Annotated in this window: 20 protein-coding genes; 5 read left to right on the top strand and 15 right to left on the bottom strand. The window is 64.3% G+C overall.

Translation table 11 applies throughout. The annotated features are described in order from the left end of the window. Positions 1–5: 5 nt before the first annotated feature. The 10 genes from wbaP to lptF form a co-directional block, all read right to left on the bottom strand. A complete protein-coding gene (gene wbaP / locus JLC71_RS10855; protein WP_200915432.1) occupies positions 6–1,463 on the bottom strand; it encodes an undecaprenyl-phosphate galactose phosphotransferase WbaP in 1,458 nt (485 codons plus the stop codon). Further along, the gene (locus JLC71_RS10860; RefSeq protein WP_200915433.1) at positions 1,456–2,535 is read right to left on the bottom strand and encodes a glycosyltransferase; all 1,080 of its coding nucleotides are present in this window, start codon (positions 2,533–2,535) and stop codon (positions 1,456–1,458) included. The genes wbaP and JLC71_RS10860 overlap by 8 nt, the downstream gene beginning before the upstream one ends. Further along, positions 2,532–3,344, bottom strand: coding sequence for a glycosyltransferase (locus JLC71_RS10865; RefSeq protein ID WP_200915434.1), 813 nt, complete (start codon positions 3,342–3,344; stop codon positions 2,532–2,534). Before JLC71_RS10865 ends, JLC71_RS10860 begins: the two co-directional genes overlap by 4 nt. Before the next feature lie 129 nt (positions 3,345–3,473). Beyond that, positions 3,474–4,280, bottom strand: coding sequence for a glycosyltransferase (locus JLC71_RS10870; RefSeq protein WP_200915435.1), 807 nt, complete (start codon positions 4,278–4,280; stop codon positions 3,474–3,476). Then, positions 4,277–5,383: a glycosyltransferase gene (locus tag JLC71_RS10875; RefSeq protein WP_200915436.1), complete on the bottom strand. Its 1,107-nt coding sequence runs from the start codon at positions 5,381–5,383 to the stop codon at positions 4,277–4,279. The genes JLC71_RS10870 and JLC71_RS10875 overlap by 4 nt, the downstream gene beginning before the upstream one ends. A gap of 16 nt (positions 5,384–5,399) precedes the next feature. Further along, positions 5,400–6,422 (bottom strand): glycosyltransferase family 2 protein, encoded by a 1,023-nt coding sequence (locus tag JLC71_RS10880; protein WP_200915437.1) that lies wholly within the window; start codon positions 6,420–6,422, stop codon positions 5,400–5,402. Further along, positions 6,419–7,663: a flippase gene (locus JLC71_RS10885; protein ID WP_200915438.1), complete on the bottom strand. Its 1,245-nt coding sequence runs from the start codon at positions 7,661–7,663 to the stop codon at positions 6,419–6,421. The genes JLC71_RS10880 and JLC71_RS10885 overlap by 4 nt, the downstream gene beginning before the upstream one ends. Before the next feature lie 320 nt (positions 7,664–7,983). Then, the gene (galE, locus tag JLC71_RS10890) at positions 7,984–8,997 is read right to left on the bottom strand and encodes a UDP-glucose 4-epimerase GalE (RefSeq protein ID WP_200915439.1); all 1,014 of its coding nucleotides are present in this window, start codon (positions 8,995–8,997) and stop codon (positions 7,984–7,986) included. 25 nt (positions 8,998–9,022) lie between these two features. Then, positions 9,023–10,105 carry an LPS export ABC transporter permease LptG gene (gene lptG, locus JLC71_RS10895; RefSeq protein WP_200915440.1) on the bottom strand — a complete coding sequence of 361 codons (1,083 nt, stop codon included), beginning with the start codon at positions 10,103–10,105 and terminating at the stop codon, positions 9,023–9,025. Further along, on the bottom strand, positions 10,102–11,163 hold the full coding sequence (lptF, locus tag JLC71_RS10900; RefSeq protein WP_374757597.1) for an LPS export ABC transporter permease LptF: 1,062 nt from the start codon (positions 11,161–11,163) through the stop codon (positions 10,102–10,104). Before lptF ends, lptG begins: the two co-directional genes overlap by 4 nt. 188 nt (positions 11,164–11,351) lie before the next feature. On the opposite strand from lptF, the gene JLC71_RS10905 reads away from it, so the two are divergent. Genes JLC71_RS10905 through JLC71_RS10915 form a run of 3 tightly spaced genes read left to right on the top strand, consistent with a single transcriptional unit; the run spans position 11,352 to position 14,883 of the window. Then, positions 11,352–12,845, top strand: coding sequence for a leucyl aminopeptidase (locus JLC71_RS10905; RefSeq protein ID WP_200915442.1), 1,494 nt, complete (start codon positions 11,352–11,354; stop codon positions 12,843–12,845). A 2-nt stretch (positions 12,846–12,847) separates the two neighbouring features. After that, positions 12,848–13,291, top strand: coding sequence for a DNA polymerase III subunit chi (locus tag JLC71_RS10910; RefSeq protein WP_200915443.1), 444 nt, complete (start codon positions 12,848–12,850; stop codon positions 13,289–13,291). Further along, entirely contained in the window at positions 13,288–14,883 is a 1,596-nt protein-coding gene (locus JLC71_RS10915; protein ID WP_200915444.1) for a hypothetical protein, read from the top strand. Before JLC71_RS10910 ends, JLC71_RS10915 begins: the two co-directional genes overlap by 4 nt. A gap of 6 nt (positions 14,884–14,889) precedes the next feature. Here the strand turns inward: JLC71_RS10915 and JLC71_RS10920 are convergent, their stop codons facing one another. The 5 genes from JLC71_RS10920 to tkt all read right to left on the bottom strand — a co-directional run bounded on the left by JLC71_RS10920 (position 14,890) and on the right by tkt (position 21,967). After that, complete coding sequence (locus JLC71_RS10920; RefSeq protein ID WP_236250870.1) at positions 14,890–15,594, bottom strand: energy transducer TonB; 705 nt, start codon at positions 15,592–15,594, stop codon at positions 14,890–14,892. A gap of 2 nt (positions 15,595–15,596) precedes the next feature. After that, positions 15,597–17,105 (bottom strand): PepSY domain-containing protein, encoded by a 1,509-nt coding sequence (locus JLC71_RS16490; protein ID WP_236250871.1) that lies wholly within the window; start codon positions 17,103–17,105, stop codon positions 15,597–15,599. Then, positions 17,102–19,189 carry a TonB-dependent receptor gene (locus JLC71_RS10925; RefSeq protein ID WP_200915446.1) on the bottom strand — a complete coding sequence of 696 codons (2,088 nt, stop codon included), beginning with the start codon at positions 19,187–19,189 and terminating at the stop codon, positions 17,102–17,104. Before JLC71_RS10925 ends, JLC71_RS16490 begins: the two co-directional genes overlap by 4 nt. Positions 19,190–19,279: 90 nt before the next feature. After that, positions 19,280–19,711: a DUF2946 family protein gene (locus tag JLC71_RS10930; protein ID WP_200915447.1), complete on the bottom strand. Its 432-nt coding sequence runs from the start codon at positions 19,709–19,711 to the stop codon at positions 19,280–19,282. 255 nt (positions 19,712–19,966) lie between these two features. Beyond that, on the bottom strand, positions 19,967–21,967 hold the full coding sequence (gene tkt / locus JLC71_RS10935) for a transketolase (RefSeq protein WP_200915448.1): 2,001 nt from the start codon (positions 21,965–21,967) through the stop codon (positions 19,967–19,969). Between the two features lie 248 nt (positions 21,968–22,215). On the opposite strand from tkt, the gene JLC71_RS10940 reads away from it, so the two are divergent. Both JLC71_RS10940 and gpmA read left to right on the top strand, forming a co-directional pair. After that, entirely contained in the window at positions 22,216–22,368 is a 153-nt protein-coding gene (locus JLC71_RS10940; RefSeq protein WP_200915449.1) for a hypothetical protein, read from the top strand. A 17-nt stretch (positions 22,369–22,385) separates the two neighbouring features. After that, positions 22,386–23,072: a 2,3-diphosphoglycerate-dependent phosphoglycerate mutase gene (gene gpmA, locus JLC71_RS10945; RefSeq protein ID WP_200915450.1), complete on the top strand. Its 687-nt coding sequence runs from the start codon at positions 22,386–22,388 to the stop codon at positions 23,070–23,072. Positions 23,073–23,074: the final 2 nt, after the last annotated feature.

The following is a 23,074-nucleotide window of genomic DNA, read 5'->3' on the forward strand; positions in this document are numbered from 1 at the left end:
AACCGTCAGTAGGCACCGCGACCGGTTGCGACGGTTTTGATCGTCTTGCAGACAATTGCAATGTCATACCACAGGTTCCAGTTTTTCACATACCAGGCGTCGAGTGAAACGCGCTCGGCATAGGTCGTATCGTTGCGCCCGGACACCTGCCACAGGCCGGTGAGGCCGGGGCGTGCCTCGAGGTAGAAATCGACCTTGTCGCCATAGCGTTCGAGCTCGGCTTCGATCACCGGGCGCGGGCCGACCAGGCTCATCTCGCCCTTGAGCACGTTCCACAGCTGCGGAATCTCGTCGAGGCTGGTCTTGCGCAGGAACTCGCCGATCGGCGTGATGCGCGGATCGTTCTTGAGCTTGAAATCCAGATCCCATTCGGCACGGGCCTCGGCACTGGTCGCCAGCAGGTGATCCAGCACTTCCTGGCTGTTGTGCACCATGGTGCGGAATTTCCAGCACTTGAACGGCTTGCCGTTCATGCCGACGCGCACGTGGCCGAAGAAGGTCGCCCCCGGCCCGCCCTGACGCTTGATCTGGATCGCTGCGATCAGGAACAACGGCGACAACAGCAAGAGCCCGAGCGATGCGCCGACGAGGTCGAACACGCGCTTGATCAAGGTCAGCTGCCACACCATCAGGTTGTTGTTGACCCGCAGCAGCAACACTTCGTGACTGAAAAAGTGATGTGGCACCACGCCGTACAGCGGCAAGCCGGCGACCGACGGAATGATGTGCAGATGTTTGTAACGCAGGCTCAGTTGCTCGATCGGCGCTTCGAGCGCGCGCAGCTCGTCGGTATCGACGGCGATCGCCACATGCGGCCGGCCCTCGGCCTCCAGCCAGGGGATCAGTTCATCGGCCGACAGCTTGACCACCCGCAGCACGTGCTTGTCGTCGATGGCGATTTCGTCGGGCGCATCCTGATTCACCGACACCAGTGCCTTGACGCGGAAACCGAGCTGCTTCTCGCTCATCATCGCCCGGAACGCCTCGATGGCGTTGCTGCCGGCGCCGATGATCACCGTCGGCAACTGCCACAGCCCGCGCTTGAGCAGCCAGCCGCGCATCAGCGCGCGGAACCACGGCAGCAGCACCAGCGCCAGACTCCACGACACCGGCCACAGGAAACGCGACACGGTGAACTTGCCCAGCAGCACGACCATGCCGTTCAGCAGCGCCGCCAGCAGCAACCAGCGGCTGGTTTCCAGCAGTTCGTCCCAGAACGGCAAGCGCACGCTGTAATGGCCGCGCCACCAGAAGTTGGCGACCGACAGGCAGGCGAGCAACAGGAAGGCCTGACCTTGCTGCTTGCCTTCCCATGTCCACCACAGCGCCAGACCGCTGCCGATCCGGTGATAGCGGAACACGTAGAGCAAGCCGATCGCGACGGCGAAGCCGGCCGCGAGCGCGGCAAAATCGGCAAGGGCGAGCCAAGGTTTGGCGCGTTCGGCCTGGCGATGCTTATCCATGCGAGGGGATTCCGTAAACGTTGTAAAGCGTGCTCATCATGGTATCGAGCGAATAATTGGCCGCGACAAAGCCGTGCGCACGCGCACCGATGGCGCGGCGCGCAGCGGCATCGGCAAGCAGCGGTTCAAGCGCGGCGACAAAGCCGGCAGCATCGCGCACCAGATAGCCATTGTCGCCGTTGCGCACCAGATCGCGGTTGCCGACGACATCGGTCGCCACCACCGGCAGGCCGGCGGCCATCGCCTCGATCACCGCGACCGGCAAGCCTTCCCAGCGGCTGGTCTGGATATAGATGTCCAGCGTCGCCAGCGCCTTGAGCGCCTCGGCGCGTGGCAGCCAGCCAAGCACCGTGACCCCGGCGGCCTTGAGCGCAGCCTCGCCGGACTCGTCGCCGCCGCCGATCCAGACGAATTCGACGCCGGGGCGCGTCAGTCTGGCGGCGATTTCGGCGAACAGCTCCGGATTGCGCGCCAGCGCAACGCGGCCAACGGTACCGATACGCACCACGCCGGTATTGCCCGGCGCTTTCGGGATCGCGGCAACATCGACGGCGTTTTCGACCACAGCAACGCGCGGTGTCAGGTGCTGACGGATTTCACCGGCTTCCGAATGCGAACAGGCAATCGCCGTCACCGAGGTATGCGCGAGCAGCTTTTCCAGCGTCAGGAACACGGTGTTCTTCAGCTGTCCTTCGGCGCGCTGCAAAAACGACAAACCATGCGGCGAAAAGAAGTAGCGCGGCCCGCGCACGAACAGGCTGGCAATGCGGCCGAGCGCGCCGGCCTTGCTCGAATGCAGGTGCACGACATCGGGTGCGATCTCGCGCAGCCAGCGCGTCAGCGCCACGCCGGCGCGCCAGTCGTTAAGCGGATGAATCGATCGTTGCATCGGCAACTGGATGAAACGGATGCGCGCATCGAACAACGACGGCCAGTTCTCCGGCGTTTCCTCGCGCACGCTGTGGATCACCGTGACCGCATGACCATCCTGCGCCTGACGGTTGGCGAAGGCGCACACCATAGCCAGCGTGCCGCCGCCGAACGACTCGACCACATGCACGATCGCGCTCATGCCCGCCCCTTGCGCAAGCGGGTTTTGACCCTGGCGATCAGCCCGGCCGGCATCGCCAGCAAGGCGATGGTACGGGCAATGCCGGCCAGTGCGGCCGCGCTGCCGTCCGAATGGGCGCGTTGCAGTTTCAGCCGGCTTTTCAGCTGCTTGTCGCGTTTGGCGTGCGAAATGCTGCCCGGATCGAGCTCGTAGCGGATCAGCACCTCGGGCAGATTGGCGGTCTGGAAATGGGTCACGAATTGCCAGAACAGCGCGTAATCCTCGGCCGCCGGCGCATCGAGCGGATACAGCCCGGTTTTCGCCAGCGCGCTAACGCGGTACATCACCGCCGGATGGATGAAGGCCGAATTGCGGCGCATGGTGCGGACGATCTCACGGTGCGACGCCGGATGGCGCAGCACGTACTGCATCACGCCCCCGGTATTGACGAACTCGGCTGCGCCACCGACGAGCGCGACATCGGGATGCGCATCCAGAAATGCCACCTGCCGGGCAAACCGGTCGGCGACGTTTTCATCGCCGCAATCGAGCCGCGCAACGAGTTCGTAGCCGCGAGCGCGTATCCATTCGAGCCCGGCGTTCAGCGCGTGCTCGATGCCGCGGTTTTGCGGCAGGTTCAGGAAACGCAAAGTGCCCTGCGCGGCAAACGCGGCACGGCACGCGGATTCGTCAATGCGCGCACGCGTGCTGCCGTCGTCGACGACGAGCACGTCGCATGCTTCGGCAGTGCCGATCGACGCCAGCGACTTCACCAGCGCGTCGGGGTTGTTGTAGTGCGGGATCAGGCAGATCAGCCGGTTATCGTTCATAGCACTTCCGCGTGTAGCGAGAAGTCCGGGCACAAGGCGCGCCGGAGTGAGTGACGAGATAGTACATAAAGTACAGCGAGGAACGAGCGAGGACACGACGCAGTGATCGGGCTTCGCAGTAGCGCGGATTCATGACCAGTTCTTGCGCCCAATAATGCGTTTGATTGTACGGGCTGCGGCTAAAGGCAGAATGAGCGAAGTCATGGCCTTGGCCATTTTCAGCGCAGATCGCGGCGTCCAGTCGAAATGGCGCCACAGCAGCCTGAGCCTTGCCGCCTGCTGCACCCGGCGCTTGCTCATCGAGATGCCGGCGTCGTTGTACTCGCTGCGGGTCAGCACTTCGGCCAGATTGGCGGTGCGATAACGGGCGACGAAGCGCCAGAAATAGGCGAAATCCTCGGCCGCGTGGCAATCGGTCGGATAGAGGCCGATTTCGCGCACTGCACTGATGCGGAACATCACCGCCGGATGGGTGAAAGCATTGTCGTCGTGCATCTGCCGGACGATCTCGTCGTGACCTTGCGGCTGCCGGATGGTGAAGCGATCACCACTGGCATCGAAAAACGTCACCGCGCTGCCGAGCAACATCACATCTGGATGGTCATCGAGATAGGCGATCTGTTTGGCGAAGCGCTCGGGCATTGCCAGATCGTCGCAATCGAGCCGGGCGGCGAATTCGTAGCCGGCGTCGACGATATGCTGCAAACCGGTGTTGAGTGCGTGCTCGATGCCGACGTTTTGCGGCAAATATAAAAAGCGCAGTTCACCTTGGGCCCGGAGTGCGGCACGGCAAGCGGCCTCGTCAATGCGGGCGCGGGTGCTGCCATCGTCAACGACGACGACGTCGATCGTTTCGCTTGCGCCGATCGACGCCAGCGAGGCGATCAGCCCGCCCGGGTTGTTGAAATGCGGTATCAGCAGCGCGGCGCGGTTCATGGTGTCGTCGGAAGGTTAAGTAAGCTCTGCCAGCGAGCGCCGAGTTCATCGGGGCTGTACGCCGCGGCGCGCGCGGCGAGCCATGCGGCCAGTTCGGCGTGATGCGGCGCTTGCGCGACGATCAGCGCGGCAATCGCCTCGCCGCTCGCCGCTTTGGTGACGAATTCGGCTTCGCGCTCGGCAAATAGTTCGTATACGCCGCCAGCGCGCGTCGACACCACCGGCAAGCCGGCCTGCATCGCTTCGAGCACGACCAGCGGGCAGCCTTCGAACAAGGAGGTCAGCAGCAGCCAGTCGGCGTGCGCCAGGTAGGGGCCAACGTCGTCCTGCCGGCCGGCGATGATCAACCGATCGCTCAGGCCACGCCGGGCCGCCTCGTCTTCAAGCCACGGCAGAAGCGGGCCATCGCCAACCACGGTCAGCGTCACCGGCTGGCCGGCGTGCTCGAGCGCCACCAGCGTATCCAGCCACAGCGCCGGTTGTTTTTCCTCGGCCACCCGGCCGATGAACAGCAGTCTTGCCGGCGCATGCGGCGGGCCAGCCGGGCGCGGCGGTTGCGCTTCGACGAAATTGGCAATCACCTGCCAGCCTTGCGGGATGCCCTGCCCCATGTCGGGCCCGTATCCAAGCCATCTCGCCATCGAGTCACGCGCGTGCGCGGAGACGAACACCAGTTCGGGCAAGCGGCGATAAATGAATTGGCAGACGCGCCGATGCACCGGGTTCATGTGCGCGCGCTCGTCGACCTCGAACAGCGGCCCGTGCACCCAACCGAGCACGCGCTTGCCAAGGCCACGCGTCGCCATCCAGGTGATATAGAGCGGCATCAGGAACGTTGCCGCGACCACCACATCGTGCTGCTTTGCCAGCGCACGCAGCGACAAGCAGCCGGACAGCCACGTCCACGGCTTCTTCGGCTGCCACGCGGCCGAAAGATCGACGACCTTGAGCCTGGCGGTACGAGCCCCCCAGAGGTTGCGGTTGCCGCCCATCATCACCACGGTGACATCGACACCACGCGCCGCCAGCCAGCTGCCAACCAGCACCACGCAGCGCTCGACGCCGCCAAGGCCAAGATCGCGCACGACCAAAAGTAGTTTCATAACAACCCCTGCAGCCTCATGCCCGCACTCGCAGCCGCTTGATCAGGCCGTAAACGGCATCGCCGGCGAGCACGCGCACACGCTGGCGCTGCCATTTGCCGCGCTCTTCGGCCGGCGGCGGCAAGGCGCGCGACAAGGCGGAAAAGCGCTTTTTGCAGCGCCAGTCCACGCCCCTGGTGCGGATCAGCGCATCGAGCCAGACCGTGGTGAACGCATCGCGCGTGGCCGGATCGGCCTGCGCCAAGGTCACCAGCCAGGCGGTAAAGGTGAACCAGTCGCTGCGATCGAGCGCGCGATCGGAAGCGGCGAGCTCGGCAAAGCGGACCTTATCCGCATCGGCCCAGTCGGCCGGCAAGGCGTGGCGCGCGTAATCGAGCCGCACTGCGGCGGCGGTCTGCGCCATCGCGGCGGTCTTGGTCTGGGTGATCTGGCCGGGATGAATCCGGTAGTCGAGCAGCGGCGCGGCGATACCAACGAAACGGGCGCCGCCCTTGGCCAGCGCGCACCACAGCGCGTAGTCCTCGGCATGGCTCGCCGCACTATCGTAGCCATGCTGCTTGAACACGCTCGCCCTGACCATGGCACCGGGATGGGCGAACGGCGGGTTGAACAGCAACGCAGCCTTGATGGCCGCATCGCTGGTTGGCGGTAGCCAGAGTCCGTCACGCTCGCCGAAGAAGCGCACGCCCACGCCGCAGACGTCGGCGCCCGACGCCTGCAGTGCGGCTAGCTGCCGGCCAAGGCGCTCGGGGTGGGCAATATCGTCGGCGTCCATGCGCGCGATCCATTCGCCACGCGACAAGGCAATCGCCTCGTTCAAGGTCGCAATCAGCCCACGGTTTTCGCGGCTGACGATGCTGAAGCGCGGGTCGATCGCCGCGTGCGCATCCAGCAGCGCACGCGTCGCATCCGACGAGCCATCGTCGATGGCGATGCACTCGAAATCGGCAAACGTCTGCGTGGAAAGCGACGCCAGCGTATCGGGCAGCAAGGCGGCGGCGTTGTAGCAAGGCAGGATGATAGTGACGAGCGGACTCATGCCCTGCTCCGCAAATGCACCCGCGCACGCCACCAGAACGCAGCCAGAATCAGCACTTCGACCGCCACGACAATCTGCGCCGCGGCCACCGCGCCACGACCGGGCAGCAGCCAGAGCAAGAGCGCGACGTTGATCACGCCGGCGGCCACCAGCACCTTGCTGTAATAACGCTCATCGCCGAAAGGCAGCAGGCTTTGCAGGCCGTACACGTAGGACAACGCGCCGAGCAGCACCACCGGCGCCAGCCAGATCAGCGTTTCAACGCTGCCGAGCATGCCCTTGCCGAGCAGCAGCGGCACGATCCACGGCGCGCCGACCATCAACACCAGGGTCAAACCAAGCCCGGCGAGGCCCTGCATCTTGAACGCCTTGCCGATCAGTGCCACTGCCGCCGGTTTATCGTGACTGGCGAGCTGGGCGATGCGCGGATACGTCGCCTGCACCAGCGGGCCGATCAAGCCCTGCACCGTGTAGGTGAGCTTGTTGGCGGCGGCAAAATAGCCGACCTGTGCCGGACTGGCGAACCAGCCGAGCAACACCGCGGTGCTGGTCGTATAGAGATTGGTCGACAGCGCCGACAGGAACAGCGGCCAGCCGGCCCTGAGCGAAGCGAAGATGTCCGAACGCGTCGGCGCCACCCATGCCGGCCGGGGCGCACCGTGACCGGTGATCCACCAGTAGGCACCGGCGACAAAGGCCGGCAAGGCCTGCAGCACCACAGCGGTCGACACGTCATCGGGCCCGCGCACCATCAGTAGCAGCGCCCCGAGCACGACGACGCGACCGGCGACGGTGAGCAAGGATGCCGCGCGCATCAGTTCAAGACCTTGGAAATACCAGATCGGGAAGAACACGCTGGAAACCACGTACAAGAGCGAGAGCCAGAACACCGGCGCGTGCTGCTGCCAATCCGGCACGGTGCCGATCGCTACCGCCAGCGAGGTACACGACACCAGCATCAGCATCGCCTTGGCGACGTTGGTGCGCCAGAACACCCGTGCGATCGCGGCGGTATCGCCACGGGCGATCGCCACTTCGCGGGTGGCCGACAGATTGAAGCCGAAGTCGGTCAGCAGCACGCCGTACTGAACGACGGCGAACGCGTACGACTGGACGCCGAAGCCGTCGGCGCCCAGCGTGCGCGCCAGAAACGGAAACGTAACCAGCGAGACCAGATAGTTGAGGCCCTGAACCAGGTACAGGGCGAAGATATTGCCTTTCAGGCGAGCGTCGAGGGCCATGCAAGCGAAAAGCCCGCGCAAAGCGCGGGCGAAGTCATTGTTGTGGTCATTCTAGCCGCGCAGTCCGCCAGCCGGCAGGAAATAACACCGCACCACCAGCGTCAACCTGCTCGAATGGGCGAGCGAGCCAAAGCAGTTTGGCGCCGCCCGGAGCGCAGACGCCCCGCAGGAAGCACCCTTGGGGTGAACCGGAATGGACATGGAGTCCATGAGGATTTCGAGCACCGGACGACGTCAAAATGCGCAGGCGCAGCCGGCCAGTCGGCCAGTCGGCCAGTCGGGCAGTCGGGCAGTCGGGCAGTCGGGCAGTCGGGCAGGTTTCAGTCGCCGTAGCCGTTCGGGTTCTGACTTTGCCAGCGCCAGCCGTCTTCGCACATTTCTTTCAAGCCCTTCTCGGCCACCCAGCCGAGCTGCTCGCGCGCCGATGCCGGGTCGGCATAGCAGGCGGCGATATCGCCGGGACGACGCGCGACCAGCTGATATGGCACCGGTTTGCCCGAAGCGGCCTCAAACGCCTTGACCATGTCGAGCACCGAATAACCCTGACCGGTACCCAGATTGACGGTCACGAGACCCGGATTCTTTGCCAGCTTTTGCAGCGCCTTGACATGGCCGCACGCCAGATCGACGACGTGGATATAGTCGCGCACGCCGGTGCCGTCGGGCGTCGGGTAGTCATTGCCAAACACCGACAGTTGTTCACGCTTGCCAACGGCCACCTGAGCCACAAAAGGCATCAGGTTGTTTGGAATGCCCTGCGGATCTTCGCCGATCAGCCCGGACTCGTGCGCACCGACCGGGTTGAAATAACGCAGCAGCGCCAGATCCCAGCTTGAGTCGGCTTTGTACAGATCGCGCAGCATCTCCTCGACCATCAGTTTGGAGCGCCCGTACGGATTGGTCGCCGACAGCGGGAAATCCTCGCGAATCGGCACCGTCTGCGGATCGCCGTACACGGTGGCCGAGCTGGAGAACACCAGCTTTTTCACCCCGGCGGCGCGCATCGCTTCCAGCAGGCACAAGGTGCCAACGACGTTGTTGTCGTAGTACTCAAGCGGCTTTTCTACCGATTCGCCCACGGCCTTGAGCCCGGCGAAGTGGATCACCGCCGAAACGTCAAAGCGCTTGAATACCTCGTCGAGCGCAGCGCGATCGCGCACATCGGCCTTGATCCATTCGATCTGCGTACCGGTGATCGTTTCCAGCCGCTCCAGCACCGCCGGCTTGGCGTTGTAGAAGTTATCGAGAATCACCGGCTTGAAGCCGGCGGCAATCAACTCGACATAGGTATGCGAGCCGATATAGCCGGCACCACCGGTCAAAAGCACATGCATGTGAATCTCCGAAGCGAAAAGGGGCTTAACGTTTTTCCTGGCGCCACAGCAACCACAGCGCCGCGCCCATAAAGGTCAGCGTGGGAATGGATACCACGGCCGGCGCCGGCCAGTTCTGCAGCTCGCCCAGATACACCACGAGGCGGTTGAAGAAGTGGAAAGTGACGCCGGTGAGAATACCGATGAAAAGTTTCACGCCGACATTGGCGCTACGCCGCTGCGTTTGCGAGAACGGCAAGGCAATCACCACCATCGACAGACAGGCGAGCGGATAGAAGAGCTTGCCCCACAACGCCAACTGGTAACGCTGGGTTTTCTGGCCGTTGACTTCAAGGTGATCGATATAACGCATCAGCGCGCGCGCCGACATCTGCGCGGGTTCAACCAGCAGCACCGCAAGCATCTCGGGGGTGATCTGCGTAGCCCAGTCGAAGAGCGCCTCGTTCTTGAGTACAACTCCGCCCGATGCCGGCAGAAAGCTTGTTTGCAGCGCAGGCGCCAGCGTCCATACGCCATTGCCTTTGTAGCGCCCCTGCACGCCATCGACGATGCGGTCCAGCGTGCGCTGCTCGCTGAACTCGTAGATGCGCACGCGCTGCACCGAGAGATCCGGCAGCATTTCGGCGATATTGACGATCTGCCGGCCATCCTTGACCCAGACACCCGAGTGAAAATCCCCGGCGATCATCTGTTTGGTCGCCGCCAGCCGGTATTGGCTGGCCATGCGCATGGTCACCGGCGCAACGTACTCACCGAGCACCACGGTAAACGCGCTATACGCCACACCAATACCGACCAGCCACAGCAGCAATCGCTGCACCGATACACCGGCGGCGCGCATCACCGTCAGCTCGGAATTGCCGTTGAGATTGGAGAGCGCAAAGATGCTGCCGATCAGCACCGCGATCGGCATCAATTCATACGCATTGCCGGGAATTTGCAGCGCGACGTAAATCAGCGCATCGATCACCCGGTAACCGCCCTTGCCAAGCTGCGAGAACTGCGCGATCACGTCGAAAAACATGTACAGCGCCAGCAGACCGACCAGCGTGAACAGCACGAACAGCGTCAGTTCTTTCAGCAGGTAACGCGACAGCAACTTCATCATCGCGCATGCCCTCGCCAACGATAGAGCAGAAACATCATCGCCAGCGCCGCGCCATGAATCGGCCACATGCCGACCATGACGGGAATCTTGCCGTCGGCAATCCATGCCTGACCGATATTGATGAAGTTGTAATACAGGAAATACACGAACACCGCCCCGAGCAGGTTCAGCGCCCGGCCGCCGCGCGGATTGAAAAACGCGAACGGAATCGCGCACATCGCCATGATCAGCGCCGAGATCGGCAGCGCAATCCGCCAGGCCAGTTCGCCCTGCTCCTCGGGACTACTGCTGCCAAGAAGCTCCATGGTGCTTTTGGCCTGCGTGCTCGGGCTGGATACCGGTTTATCGTGCGTTTCGACCTTGAGCTGCGCACGCTCGAACTCGGTGGTTTCGTACGCAGCCGTTCCCGGCACGCCGGTATAGGCATGGCCCTTGCCGAGCCACAGCCAACGCTCGCCGTGCTGATCGAGAAACAGCCCGCCCTCGTTGGCAACAACAACCGTGAGCTTGCCGTTCTTGCCGCGCAGCTGCGCGAACACGTTCTTGCCCCGCCCGGTGTCGGCAACGAAATGTTCGACGAAATAGATCCGGTCCGCCGCGGCCGATTCACGGAATACCCCGGGTGCAACTTGCGAGACTTCCTGGCGCTGGGCCGATTTCTCGCGAAAATCACGGCTTTCGCGCTGTGCCCACGGCCAGGCAAACAACGACAGCGCGGCAATCAGCAACACGATGGGGATGGCGAACTCGAGTACCGGCCGGATGAAACTCTTGATCGAGCGACCGCTGGCGAACCAGATCACCATCTCGTTGTCTTTCCATAGTCGTGTCATGGTCGAGAGAATGGCGATGAACAACATCAGCGACATCAACATCGGCAGATAACGCAACGAGGTAAAGCCCATCAGCACCCAGACCGCGCCGCTACCGAGCACGCCAAGCGTCGCCTGGCCGAGCAGCTTGACGACCTGCGTGGTCATGACGACAAGCAGCAACACCGAAAAAACGGCGATCGCTACCCAGGACATTTCGTGAATCAGGCTTCGTCTGAACAGCATCCGCGTTTTTGACTTATAAGGGGGGCTGGGAAATAATCGGGCGATCTTGCCGGCGCCGCTAGTGTTTTAGTTCACTTGCGCGCCGCCCACTTGGTCCGATGCTGTTCGAGCGGGCAAGCTACCTTGCCCCGACACGCTCAGACTGCCACTGCGGCAGCCCCATACCGCGACACCAATGGAGATCTGCCATGGAGTTTAGCATCAATCTTACCGCCCCCGAAAAAGCCGCCGCCGACTGCCTGGTGCTGCCGCTTTCCGGGATCAAACTCCCAGCAGCCCTTGCCAAGCTCGATGAGCGCGCCAGTGGCTGGCTGTCCACGCTCATCGCGGGCGCAGACTTCAGCGACAAGGCTGGCACGGTACTGAGCGGCTATCTGCCGATCGATGGCGCACCACAAAAGGTGGTGTTGCTACAGCTTGGCAAGGACGTGAGCCCGGCATCGCTGCGCAAGGCATTTGACGCACTCGCGCGCACGCTGATCGCCGGCAAATCGGCCAGCGTCACGATCGCGCTGCCGCCGCTGAAAGGGATTGATGCAGAGGACGCCGTCGCCGCGATCACGCAGGCGATCATCCTGGAATCCTATCGCTTCACCCAGTTCAAGTCCGAGCCGGAACCCGCGCCAGCGCTGATCAGCATCACGCTGCTGCTGACGAAAAAAGGCGAACTGAAGGCCGCCGAGGAAGGCCTGGCCCGCGGCCTCGCCGTCGGCCATGGCATGAATCTGACCCGTGATCTGGGCAACCTGCCCGGCAATATCTGCACACCGACGCGGCTGGCCGAAGAGGCCGCGCATCTGGCCGAGCGTTTCGCGCTGAAGCTGACCGTGCTGGAAGAGGCCGATATGGCCGCGCTCGGCATGGGCTCGCTGCTGTCGGTCGCCAAGGGCTCGACCCAGCCGCCGAAGCTGATCGTGCTCGAATACCACGGCGCTGGCGACGGCAAGAAAGCCGCCAAGCCGGCGGTGCTGGTCGGCAAGGGCATCACCTTCGATTCGGGCGGCATTTCGCTCAAGCCCGGCGAGGGCATGGATGAAATGAAGTACGACATGTGCGGCGCCGCCACCGTGCTCGGCACGCTGCGCGCGGTGTGCGAGCTGGCGCTGCCGGTCAACGTGATCGGGGTGATCCCGACCTGCGAAAACATGCCGGCCGGCAACGCGGTCAAGCCTGGCGACATCGTCCGTTCGATGTCGGGCCAGACGATCGAAGTACTGAACACCGACGCCGAAGGCCGGCTGATCCTGTGCGACGCGCTGTCCTACGTCGCCAAGTTCGACCCGGATGTCGTCGTCGACATCGCCACGCTGACCGGTGCCTGCATCATCGCGCTCGGCCACGTCACCACCGGGCTGTTTGCCAATGACGACGACCTCGCCGACGCGCTGTACGCCGCTGGCCAGCAGACCGGCGACAAGGCCTGGCGCCTGCCGGTGTGGGATGAATACCAGGATCAGCTGAAGTCCAATTTTGCCGACATGGCCAATATCGGCGGTCGCCCGGCCGGCTCGATCACCGCCGCAGCCTTTCTGTCGCGCTTTACCAAGGACTACCGCTGGGCTCACCTCGATATCGCCGGCACGGCATGGAAATCCGGCGCAGCCAAGGGTGCAACCGGACGACCGGTGCCGCTGCTGGTCGAGTTCCTGCGCCAACGCGTCGAGAAAAAAGGTAAGAACTAAGCATGGCGCCCGTGGCGCAGGTCACGTTCTACTTCAATGTCAAAAGCCGCGAGCAGGCGCTGTGCCAGCTCGTCGGCAAGGCGATGACGCAAAAACTGACGATCAATGTGCTCGCGGAGAGTGAATCGGCCGCGTATGCGCTCGACCGGCTGTTGTGGGAGCTGCCGCAAACCGGCTTCATACCGCATTGCGCCGCCGACCATCCCGATGCCGCACGCACCCCGGTGATCGTCGATTACCGCGTCGAGAAAATGCCGGTGCGCGACGCGCTGTTCAACTGGACCGACGGCGTGCCCGCCGGGCTCGACCGCTATGCCCGGGTGATCGAGATCGTCGATCAGTCCGACGAAGCCCGTGCCGCGGCGCGCACGCGCTGGCGTGCTTATCAGGCACACGGCATCACGCCCGACTCCATCGACCTTCTCGAATTGGCCGCCCGCCCATGAGCAATCCCGATAGCATCAGCCCGCTGCTCGACAAGATGGATGCACTGCTGGCCCGTCACCGCGGCGAACCGCTGCGCGGCGATGATATTCCGGTACTGACCACCGAGATCGACGATATTCCGGTGCTCACCGACGAAGCCACTGATCCGGCGCTGATGTTTCATCCGGATGAGTTCCTGATGCCGCCGCCGACACCCAGCGCGCCGCCGGCAGTGGCCCCTTTACCCAGCCCGGCCAGCCCGGCGCCGGGTGAATTCCTCGATCTGCCGCTGCTTGATCTGGATGCGCTGATCTCGCCTTATCCGGAAACGGTGGACGAGAACTGGTTGCCGCCGCTCCCCGAAGGCAGTGACGACCCCATCAACATCACCACCCCGATCACGCTCGACTGGGACATTGCCGAAGCAAGCCACGAAGTCGCTGAAGTCGCTGAAGTCGCTGAAGTCGCTGAAGTCGCTGAAGTCGCTGAAGTCGCTGAAGTCGCTGAAGTCGCTGAAGTCGCTGAAGTCGCTGAAGTCGCTGAAGTCGCTGAAGTCGCTGAAGTCGCTGAAGTCGCTGAAGTCGCTGAAGTCGCTGAAGTCGCTGAAGTCGCTGAAGTCGCTGAAGTCGCTGAAGTCGCTGAAGTCGCTGAAGTCGCTGAAGTCGCTGAAGTCGCTGAAGTCGCTGAAGTCGCTGAAGTCGCTGAAGTCGCTGAAGTCGCTGAAGTCGCTGAAGTCGCTGAAGTCGCTGAAGTCGCTGAAGTCGCTGAAGTCGCTGAAGTCGCTGAAGTCGCTGAAGTCGCTGAAGTCGCTGAAGTCGCTGAAGTCGCTGAAGTCGCTGAAGTCGCTGAAGTCGCTGAAGTCGCCAAGTCTGATGCGATCGAAGTGGCCGAAGCAATCGAATTTGATGCGGCAACGATGGATGTGTTTGCTGATGCCGATCCACTCAAGATCGAACAGGAAGCCGAAGCCGGGGTTGTCGCGGGTGATGCTGCTGCAAATACAAGCACCGGCATACAGTCCCCGGCACGACACACCCTGGTCTGGCACGGCAGTGATGAAGCGCTCGATGCCCAGCCGGATGAGGTGCCGGCCGAGATCGTCGAGGCAAGCGCAATCACGCCAGTGCTTGCCGCCATCACCACGCCGCCCGATGAGATCGGTGTCGCACCGCTGACCGCGATCAGCCATGCAAGCTGGCGCCCCAACACGCTGTCCAGCCCGGCTGACGAGGTCGACGACATCTGGATTATCGATCTGGATGCGCTCGACGCTGGCGACGTATCCGCCGTCGAAATGCCGAAGCTCGAATCGGCGGCGGCGCCAGCTGCGGAAGCATTCGTTGATGCCCCGCAGCCATCAGCGCCCCTGCAGATCGACGCCGGCGCCATCTCCGAAATCACCGCCGCCGTCGGTGCCCATCTGGCGATCGATATCGCACTGGAAGTCGAACAGCGGGTCAAGCAGCAGATGGCGACGGTGATGAACACCGTCTACACCGACCTGCTGCACAAACTCGGCAGCGACATCGCGAACGAACTGGAAGCACAGCTGGCGCCGCGGATCAGCGAGCTCGTCAACGACGAGCTGCGCCGTAAGCGCCTGCTCGACTGAATCCGGCTAGTCTTTCAGCCGGAACACGATCGGCACATGCACGTCGGCCTCGACCGGCGTATCGCCGCGCCTGGCGGCGATGAAATGCCAGCGCTCGGCCACGGTCTTGCGTGCGGCCTCGTCGAGCCGGCCAAAGCCGCTGCTGCGCTGCACCTCGACCGCCAGCGGCTTGCCATCGCGCCCGACCCTGACCTTGAGCACGACCTTGCCCACTTCGCCGCGCTGGCGCGACGCCAGCGGCATTTCCGGCTCGGGATTGGCCAGATAGCCGGGCCAGCTTGGCGGTGCACTCGGCGCCTCGCCGCCGCCCTCCGCAACGTGTGCGCGTGCGCCGTCTGGCTTGACCACTGCCGGCGGTGCGGTATCCGCGACCACAGGCTCGACCGGCTTGGTTTCAGCCGGAACAGTCGGTGCGGGCCGCGATACTGACGGTGCCAGCGCCAAGACCGGCTGGCGCTGCGGCGCTGGCAAGCTGGCCTTCGGTGCCGCCGCCGGCTTGCCCTGTTTCGGAGCCGCGCTAAGCCGCACCGCCACTGCTGCGGCCGGTGCCTCCAGTGCAGGCACCGCCGCCGGCGCAGCGAGCAGCACCACTGTCAGCGGCATTGCCGGCGAAGGCTGCGGCGGTACCGAATGCGCCAGCCAGCCGGAACCGAACGCCACGACACCGGCGTGCGCGGCGAACGAAACCAGCATGGCATAGCGCAGTTGCACGGCTAGCGCCTGCGGGCGTCGCGGCGGCGCCACCACAGCGTCAGCCCGAGTGCCGCGGCGGCGACATTGGCGGCGGCAAAGCCGGCCAGGATGAGATCCCGCGCGGTCTTGCCCAGCCCGTCGAGCCAGTGCCATTTATGCAAGTAGGCGAACACGTATCCTTCCAGTCGGTCGCGGTTGTCGATGCGAACCGAGAACGCACCGGTCGCCGGCTCAAGGTAATAGGCCGGCTTCCCCGGCACGGCATAGTCGACGCGGTAAACCGGCAGGCGCTTCTGGAAAAAACCGTACTCGCCGCCGAACTGCGTCACCAGGGAGATGGTAGCCGCCGCATCGCTCGGCGCGCCAGCCCGCTGTGCCAGTTCCCGCGCATGCCGCTGCGCTACGTCAACATCGGTCCAGTTCGCACCGTCCCAGTAGCGTGGCAGCGTGCTCGCGGCATCGGCCTGATGGTGCTGATGCTCGGCCGTCGGCCTTGCGCCCCCCGCCGGCGCGGCCAACCACAGGCCCCGGCCGCCGACATTGACGGCGCTCAATCTCGCCACGCCGTCGGGCACCTCGGCCAATGGCGGCATTACCCCCGGCACCGGTGCCGCCGGGGTTGGTGATGGGGCACGGGCGAAGTACAGATGTACCAGCCCGCTGACTATCAGCATCACCCCGGCGATGCCCACGGCAACACCGAGGCCACGGTGCCAGCGCCGCAGCCGCTGCTGTCCGGGTTTCAGCGTCCCGGCGCGTCGACGGCTCAGCCACAGCGCCAGCCCGCCGAGCACGGTCAGCAGGCCACAACCGAGCAAGGTGGTGATGCCGGCTAGACGCAGCGGCTCGCTCGCCCACGCCCAGCTGTGCAACAGCACGAAAGCGCCCATCAGCACCCGCTTGCTGTCATTGGTCAAGGTCGACAGCCGCGCCTCACCGGTATCGACAAACGCCGTCAGGCCATCACCCCGGTCGAACTCGACCCGCCACACCGGCAGGATCTTGTTCATCGCCGGGTAATCGCCGCCGAAGGCGGTGATCGGCGTGATCCGCGTGATGGGGCTGGACGAATCGCCGGCAAAGGCGCGCGCCAGCCGCTCGGCTTCGATCCGGTCGGCATCGACGATCTCGCGGCCGGTTTGTGCATCGGCCCAATGTCGCTGCGCCCCGTCGAGCGCGAGCCACTGCCACGCGGGGCGGCCGGCAAATGTCGTCAGTCGCAGCTCGCGCGCCGGGCCAGTCAAGGCTGGCACCACCGGTTTGAGCCCGGCCGGCAGCGGCGCGGCCGGCGTCGGCCGCTGCGCTTGCGGCGACAAGGCCGACATGATCGGATGCATCACCCCGGTCAGCCCCCACAGCAGCACCGCGACACCGGCCGGCAGCGCCAGCAGCCGGTGCCAGCGCGTCAGCACCGCGACGAGCCGCCCGGTCTTGAGTACCGGCAGCGCGACGAAGCCCGTTTGCCGGTACGGTGGCGTCACCGGTTTCGGCCGGCGCCGGCGCAGGTAGCGGAAGAAGCCGCCGCTCATTTCGCCACCTCGCCGCCGAAGGCGTAGCGCACCCCGATGAGCGCGGTGCGCGGTGCGCCCGGCGTGTAGGTGTCCTGCGCGTTCGGGCTGTACACGCCGACGCCGCTGTACGTCGACGACGCCGATTCGGCGTAACGCTTGTCGCCCAGGTTGATCACGCTCGCCCACGCCTCCCAGCCGCGATGAAAACCCCAGTTGGCGCGCAGATTCAGCAGCGTGTGACCGTCGTAACGCACCGTATTGGCGTCGTTCATCCAGTACGGGCCGACATACTGGACTTCGAGCGCGAGCCGCGCCTTTTCAAACGGCAGCCATGCCAGCGCGGCATTGCCGAACCAGTTCGGCGCCTGCGCCATGGTCTTGCCGGCGAAGTTCAACGCCGGCGTCGCCTGATAATCGCGGTACTCGTGCTGGGCGTAGCTGCCCGACAGCCGCCATTGCCACGCCTCGGCCACAGCGCCCGACAAGCCAAGCTCGATGCCGCGATGCCGCGTGCTGCCGGCATTGCGCGGCTCGGAGCGGCCCGGCTGGCTGCTGAAATTGACGATCTCGTCCTCGCCGTCGAGCTGGTACAGCGCCAGCTCGAGCGCGGTCTTGTACGGTAGCTGCGCGCGCACGCCGATCTCGACGTTGTCGTACGTCGCCGGCTTCAGGTCGGGCACCGCCAGCGACGAGAACAACTGGCCGACCTCGGGCGGCGTGAAGCCCTGGCTGTAGCTGGCGTAGCTGCTGAGCGCCTCGCTCATCTGCCACGTCAGCCCGAGCTTGGGCGAGGCATGAGAAAAATCCTGCGCCTGGCTGGCCGCGCCGGTGGTCGCGCTCGGCGTCAGGTTGTTGCGATAATCGTAGCCGACGCGGTCCCAGCGCAGCCCGGCGGTTGCGCGCCACGCGGTATTGATCGCCCACTGCGCCTCGCCATAGAGCGCGGCGTTGCGCAGGTCGACGTGGTAATCGCGCCGCCGCGTTGTCTGCTGGTAGCCCAGATAGCGGCCGCTGGCCGGATCGCGCTGCACCGCCAGATTCCACTCGCCCTGATCATTGGGGCTTTCTTCCAAGGTGACGCCGCCGATCAGCCGCAACGGCCCCCAATCCTGCCGGTGCCGCGCATCGACGCCAACCGAGCTGAAGAAGTTCTCGGTGGTTCGCCCCGACGCGGTGCTTGGGCCGGTGTTGAAGATCAGATAGCTCGGCAATTGATCGGTGTTGTTGTGGCGCCAGTAGACGCTGGCTGTGGTTTCGCCACCGTCGTTCCAGTTGCCAATCAGCTGCGCATAGGCGCGCATCGCCTCGACGTTGCGGTAGGTGAAGGTCTGGTAACTGTAGCCGGGGCGGTTGTTGTAATCGGACGGATTCAGGCTGCCCGGCATGTCGGTATCGAGCTTGTTGTAACTGAACAGCGTTTTCAGATACGCCGTATCCGACAGCGTCAGGTCGCTGCGCAGCGTCGCCGAGGTTTTGTCGGCGTCGCTGTAGTCCTGCCAGCCGTCGCGCTGCCAGCTGCGGTACGCGGTCAGCCGGCTGGCGAGCACGTCGTTGCCGCCGGTAATGCCGGCGTCGATGCGGCTGTAACCCTGGTTCGAGCCGCGCAAGGCGATGTCGCCACCAGGCGTACTGCTGGGCGCGCGACTGATGAAATTGACCGCGCCGCCGACGGCGTTGCTGCCGTACAGGCTGGACGCCGGGCCGCGCATCACCTCGACGCTGTCCTCGCCGTCCAGGTTGATTTCGTAGGTGGCGTTGTGGTTGAACACGCCCACCGGGCGGATCGGGATGCCGTCTTCGAGATATTGATACAAGGGCCGGGTCGAAATCGGCTGGCGGATCGCCATGCTGTGCTGCTCGTTACCGAGATCGGGCATCAGCACGCCGGGTACGGTGTCGAGCAGCTGGCTGATCGACGTCGGCTTGGTGTCGGCGATGGTTTTGGCGTCGACCTTGCCGATCGCGGCGGCGGTTTCTTTTAGCGGCGCCGCTTCGCGCGAGCCGGAGACGACGACTTCGTCGAGCAGCGGCGTTTCATTGGCGTACGAGCACGCGGCAGCGATCGCGAAGGCGAGCGCCACCGGTTGGATGGGCTGGTTCATGCAGGCTCCTGCGCCGCGCGCACGCGCGGCAACCGGCGGCGCCACGAGGGCGCGCCGATGATTCGTGTTATCGGATTTGAGGGAGACGAATCAGAGCAGGATGGGTGGCGCGCGCGGCGCGTGCGCCCAGACGCGCCGCGCCGGTGCCGGCCATAACGCGGCGACGAGCGCCGGTGTCACCGCGATCAGCGCGACCAGCGGCAGCGTGAATGTCGGTACCGGTGGCGGCAGTGCCTGCGCCGCCATGACCGCGCAAACCGGGCAGGCGATGGCCGACTTGACCGGCTGGTCCTTGCCGGCGATCACGACCTGGCGGATCTCGCCGCCCGGTGCGCACAGCGCCACGGTGACCGCGCCGCTCGCCATCGCCTGCGCGTGCACGAACGGCAGCGCGAGCTGCAGCACCAGCGCGATCAGCGCCGGCACACGGCCAAGACGGAGGAAACGGGCGAGCGAGATGCGCACGGGCAAACCGGAGAGGATGACGAGCAGGAGTCTAGGCAGCCGTCGCAGCGACAGCAAGCGCCACCGGGCGCGCACGAACGGCAGGCAACAAAAAACGGGCCCCGTAGGGCCCGTTGTTCAGTGGCTGCTGATCACTTCGAAACCTGGCCGAGCTGGCGAGCGAGCCAAAGCAGTTTGCTCGCGCCCGAAGCGCAGGAACCGGAATGGACATGCAGGTCCATGAGGACGACCCGATAGGTAGTCCCCTTGCGAGGTTCCGAGCATCGGACGAGGGCAAAATGCGCAGGCGCAGCCGCCAGATGGGTCAGATTTTTACTTCAGCAGCGCCTTGGCACGTGCCACGACGTTGTCGACGGTGAAGCCGAACAGCTTGAACAGCTCGCCGGCCGGTGCCGATTCACCGAAGTGATCCAGACCGATCACGTCGCCTTCGAGGCCGACATACTTGCGCCAGCCGTCGGTCACGCCAGCCTCGACCGCCAGACGCGGCACGCCGGCCGGCAGTACCGATGCCTGGTAGGCCTTGTCCTGCTTGTCGAAGACGTTGGTCGACGGCATCGACACCACGCGAGCGGCAATGCCTTCAGCGGCCAGCACTTCGGCGGCCTTGACGATCAGGTCCAGCTCGGAGCCGGTTGCGATCAGCACCACCTTGGCATCCGCCGCATCGCGCAGCACATAACCGCCCTTCTTGATGTCGGCGATTTGCGCGTCGGTCCGCGACTGGAACTGCAGGTTCTGGCGGGTGAAGATCAGCGTCGACGGCGTGGCCTTCTGCTCGATCGCATCGGCCCAGGCCACCAGCGTTTCGACGGTATCGGCCGGACGCCAGACGTTCATGTTCGGGATCAGCCGCAGCGTTGCGGTCTGTTCGACGGCCTGGTGGGTCGGGCCGTCTTCACCGAGACCGATCGAGTCGTGGGTGAACACGAACAGGGTCGGAATCTTCATCAGCGCGGCCATGCGCAGCGCGTTGCGGGCGTATTCGCTGAACATCAGGAAGGTCGCGCCGTACGGACGCCAGCCGCCATGCAGCTGCGTGCCGTTCATGATCGCGGCCATGCCGAATTCACGCACGCCGTAGCTGATATGGTCGCCAACGAGTTCGTTGCCAACGCGCTTCAGTGGCGTACTGCCCTTCCAGTTGGTCAGGTTCGAGCCGGTCAGATCGGCCGAGCCGCCGAGCATTTCCGGCAGGTGTGGCACATAGGCCGACAGCGCGTTCTGGCTGGCCTTGCGGGTGGCGATGGTTTCGGCCTTGGCATTGGCCTCGGCGATTGCATCGGCGACGACCTTGCTCCACGTCGCCGGCAATTCGCCTGCGTTGCGGCGCTTGAACTCGGCAGCCAGATCCGGATGAACCTCGGCGTATTCCTTGAACAGCCGATTCCACTCGGCTTCCCACTTCTCGCCGGCTTCTTTCTTGTCCCAGGCGGCGTAGACCTGCGCCGGGACTTCGAACGGTTCGTACAACCAGCCGATGCTGTCGCGGGTCGCGCGGATTTCAGCATCACCCAGCGGCGCGCCGTGCGAATCGTGGCTATTGGCCTTGTTCGGGCTGCCCTTGCCGATGATGGTCTTGCAGCAGATCAGCGTCGGCTTGTCGGTGACGGCCTTGGCTTCTTCGATCGCCTTCTTCACCGCGTCGACATCGTGGCCGTCGATCGGGCGGATCACATGCCAGCCATAGGCTTCAAAACGGCCCGGCGTATTGTCGGTGAACCAGCCTTCAACATGGCCGTCGATCGAGATGCCATTGTCGTCCCAGAACGCCACCAGCTTGCCCAAGCCCCAAGTGCCGGCGAGCGCGGCGGCTTCGTGGCTGATGCCTTCCATCAGGCAGCCGTCGCCGAGGAAGCAGTAGGTATGGTGATTGACGATGTCAAAGCCCGGCTTGTTGAACTCGCGCGCCAGCAGCTTTTCAGCGAGCGCGAAGCCGACGGCGTTGGTGATGCCCTGACCCAGCGGGCCGGTGGTGGTTTCGACACCGACGGTGTAGCCGTACTCCGGGTGACCCGGGGTCTTGCTATGCAACTGACGGAAATTCTTCAGATCGTCGATCGACACGTCGTAGCCGGTCAGGTGCAACAGCGCGTATTGCAGCATCGAACCGTGACCGTTGGAGAGGATGAAACGGTCGCGGTTGGCCCAGTGCGGGTTTTGCGGGTTGAAGCGCATTTCGCCTTCGCCCCACAGTGCCAACGCGATTTCGGCCATGCCCATTGGCATGCCAGGGTGACCAGAGTTGGCTTTTTGCACTGCGTCCATCGCGAGAGCGCGAATGGCATTGGCAAGTTCGGCGCGGTTGGCCATGGGGAACATCCTCCGCAAACAGGGTTCGATTCAAAGGGAAACTGCGTAACAAGCGGTTCACGGCATTATCCCCGACGCATATACGCAGGGACAACCGGAATCAGATCAGGTTTTACCGCAACGGCACTGTCATGGCGTTGCGCCAGCGCAAAGCAGACCGGAGCTCGACCGCTACGATATCGCCATAGCAGCGGGCTATGGTGAAAGAAGGAAAAATTTACTTCATTAAATAATAACGATTATCAATAATGAAGTGGACGAAACTGCTGTTCGATGCCAAGGAGAACGCCATGAGCGCCGTCTACATGCATCACCACCATCACAGCCCCCTGCGCCGCCGCGTGCGCTACGGCCTGGGCGGTCTTGTCTGGCTGGGCGCGCTATTGGCGCTGATCTTCTGATCTCACCTGGAGTAGCCATGTCCACCCTCATCCTCTTGCGTCACGGCGAATCAACCTGGAACCGCGAAAACCGCTTTACCGGTTGGCATGACGTCGATCTGACCGAGCTCGGCGCCGAACAGGCGCGCGATGCCGGCCGCAAACTCAAGGCCGCCGGCATCCACCCGGACCTCGCCTTCACCTCGGTACTCAAACGCGCCATCCGCACGCTGTGGCTGGCGCTGGATGAAATGGACCGGATGTGGCTGCCGACCGAGAAGGACTGGCGCTTGAACGAGCGTCACTACGGCGGGCTCACCGGCCTGAACAAGGCCGAGACCGCCGCCCGGCACGGCGATGCACAGGTGCTGATCTGGCGCCGCAGCTTCGACGTGCCGCCACCGGCGCTTGCCGCCGACGACCCGCGCGTCGGGCACGGTGATCCGAAATTCGCCGCCATCCCCGATGCCGAGCTGCCGCTGACCGAATCGCTGCAGGACACCATCGCCCGAGTCATGCCGTACTGGCATGCGGCGATCGCACCGCAGCTCAAGGCCGGCAAGACGGTGCTGATCTCGGCGCACGGCAATTCCCTGCGCGGGCTGATCAAGCACCTGGAGGGGATTTCCGACCAGGCCATCGTCGGCGTCGAAATTCCCAATGGCGAACCCATCGTTTACACGCTCGACGACGGGCTCAAGGTCGTCGCCAAAACCACGCTGTAGCG

Source organism: Jeongeupia sp. HS-3, assembly GCF_015140455.1.
GTDB lineage: Bacteria > Pseudomonadota > Gammaproteobacteria > Burkholderiales > Chitinibacteraceae > Jeongeupia.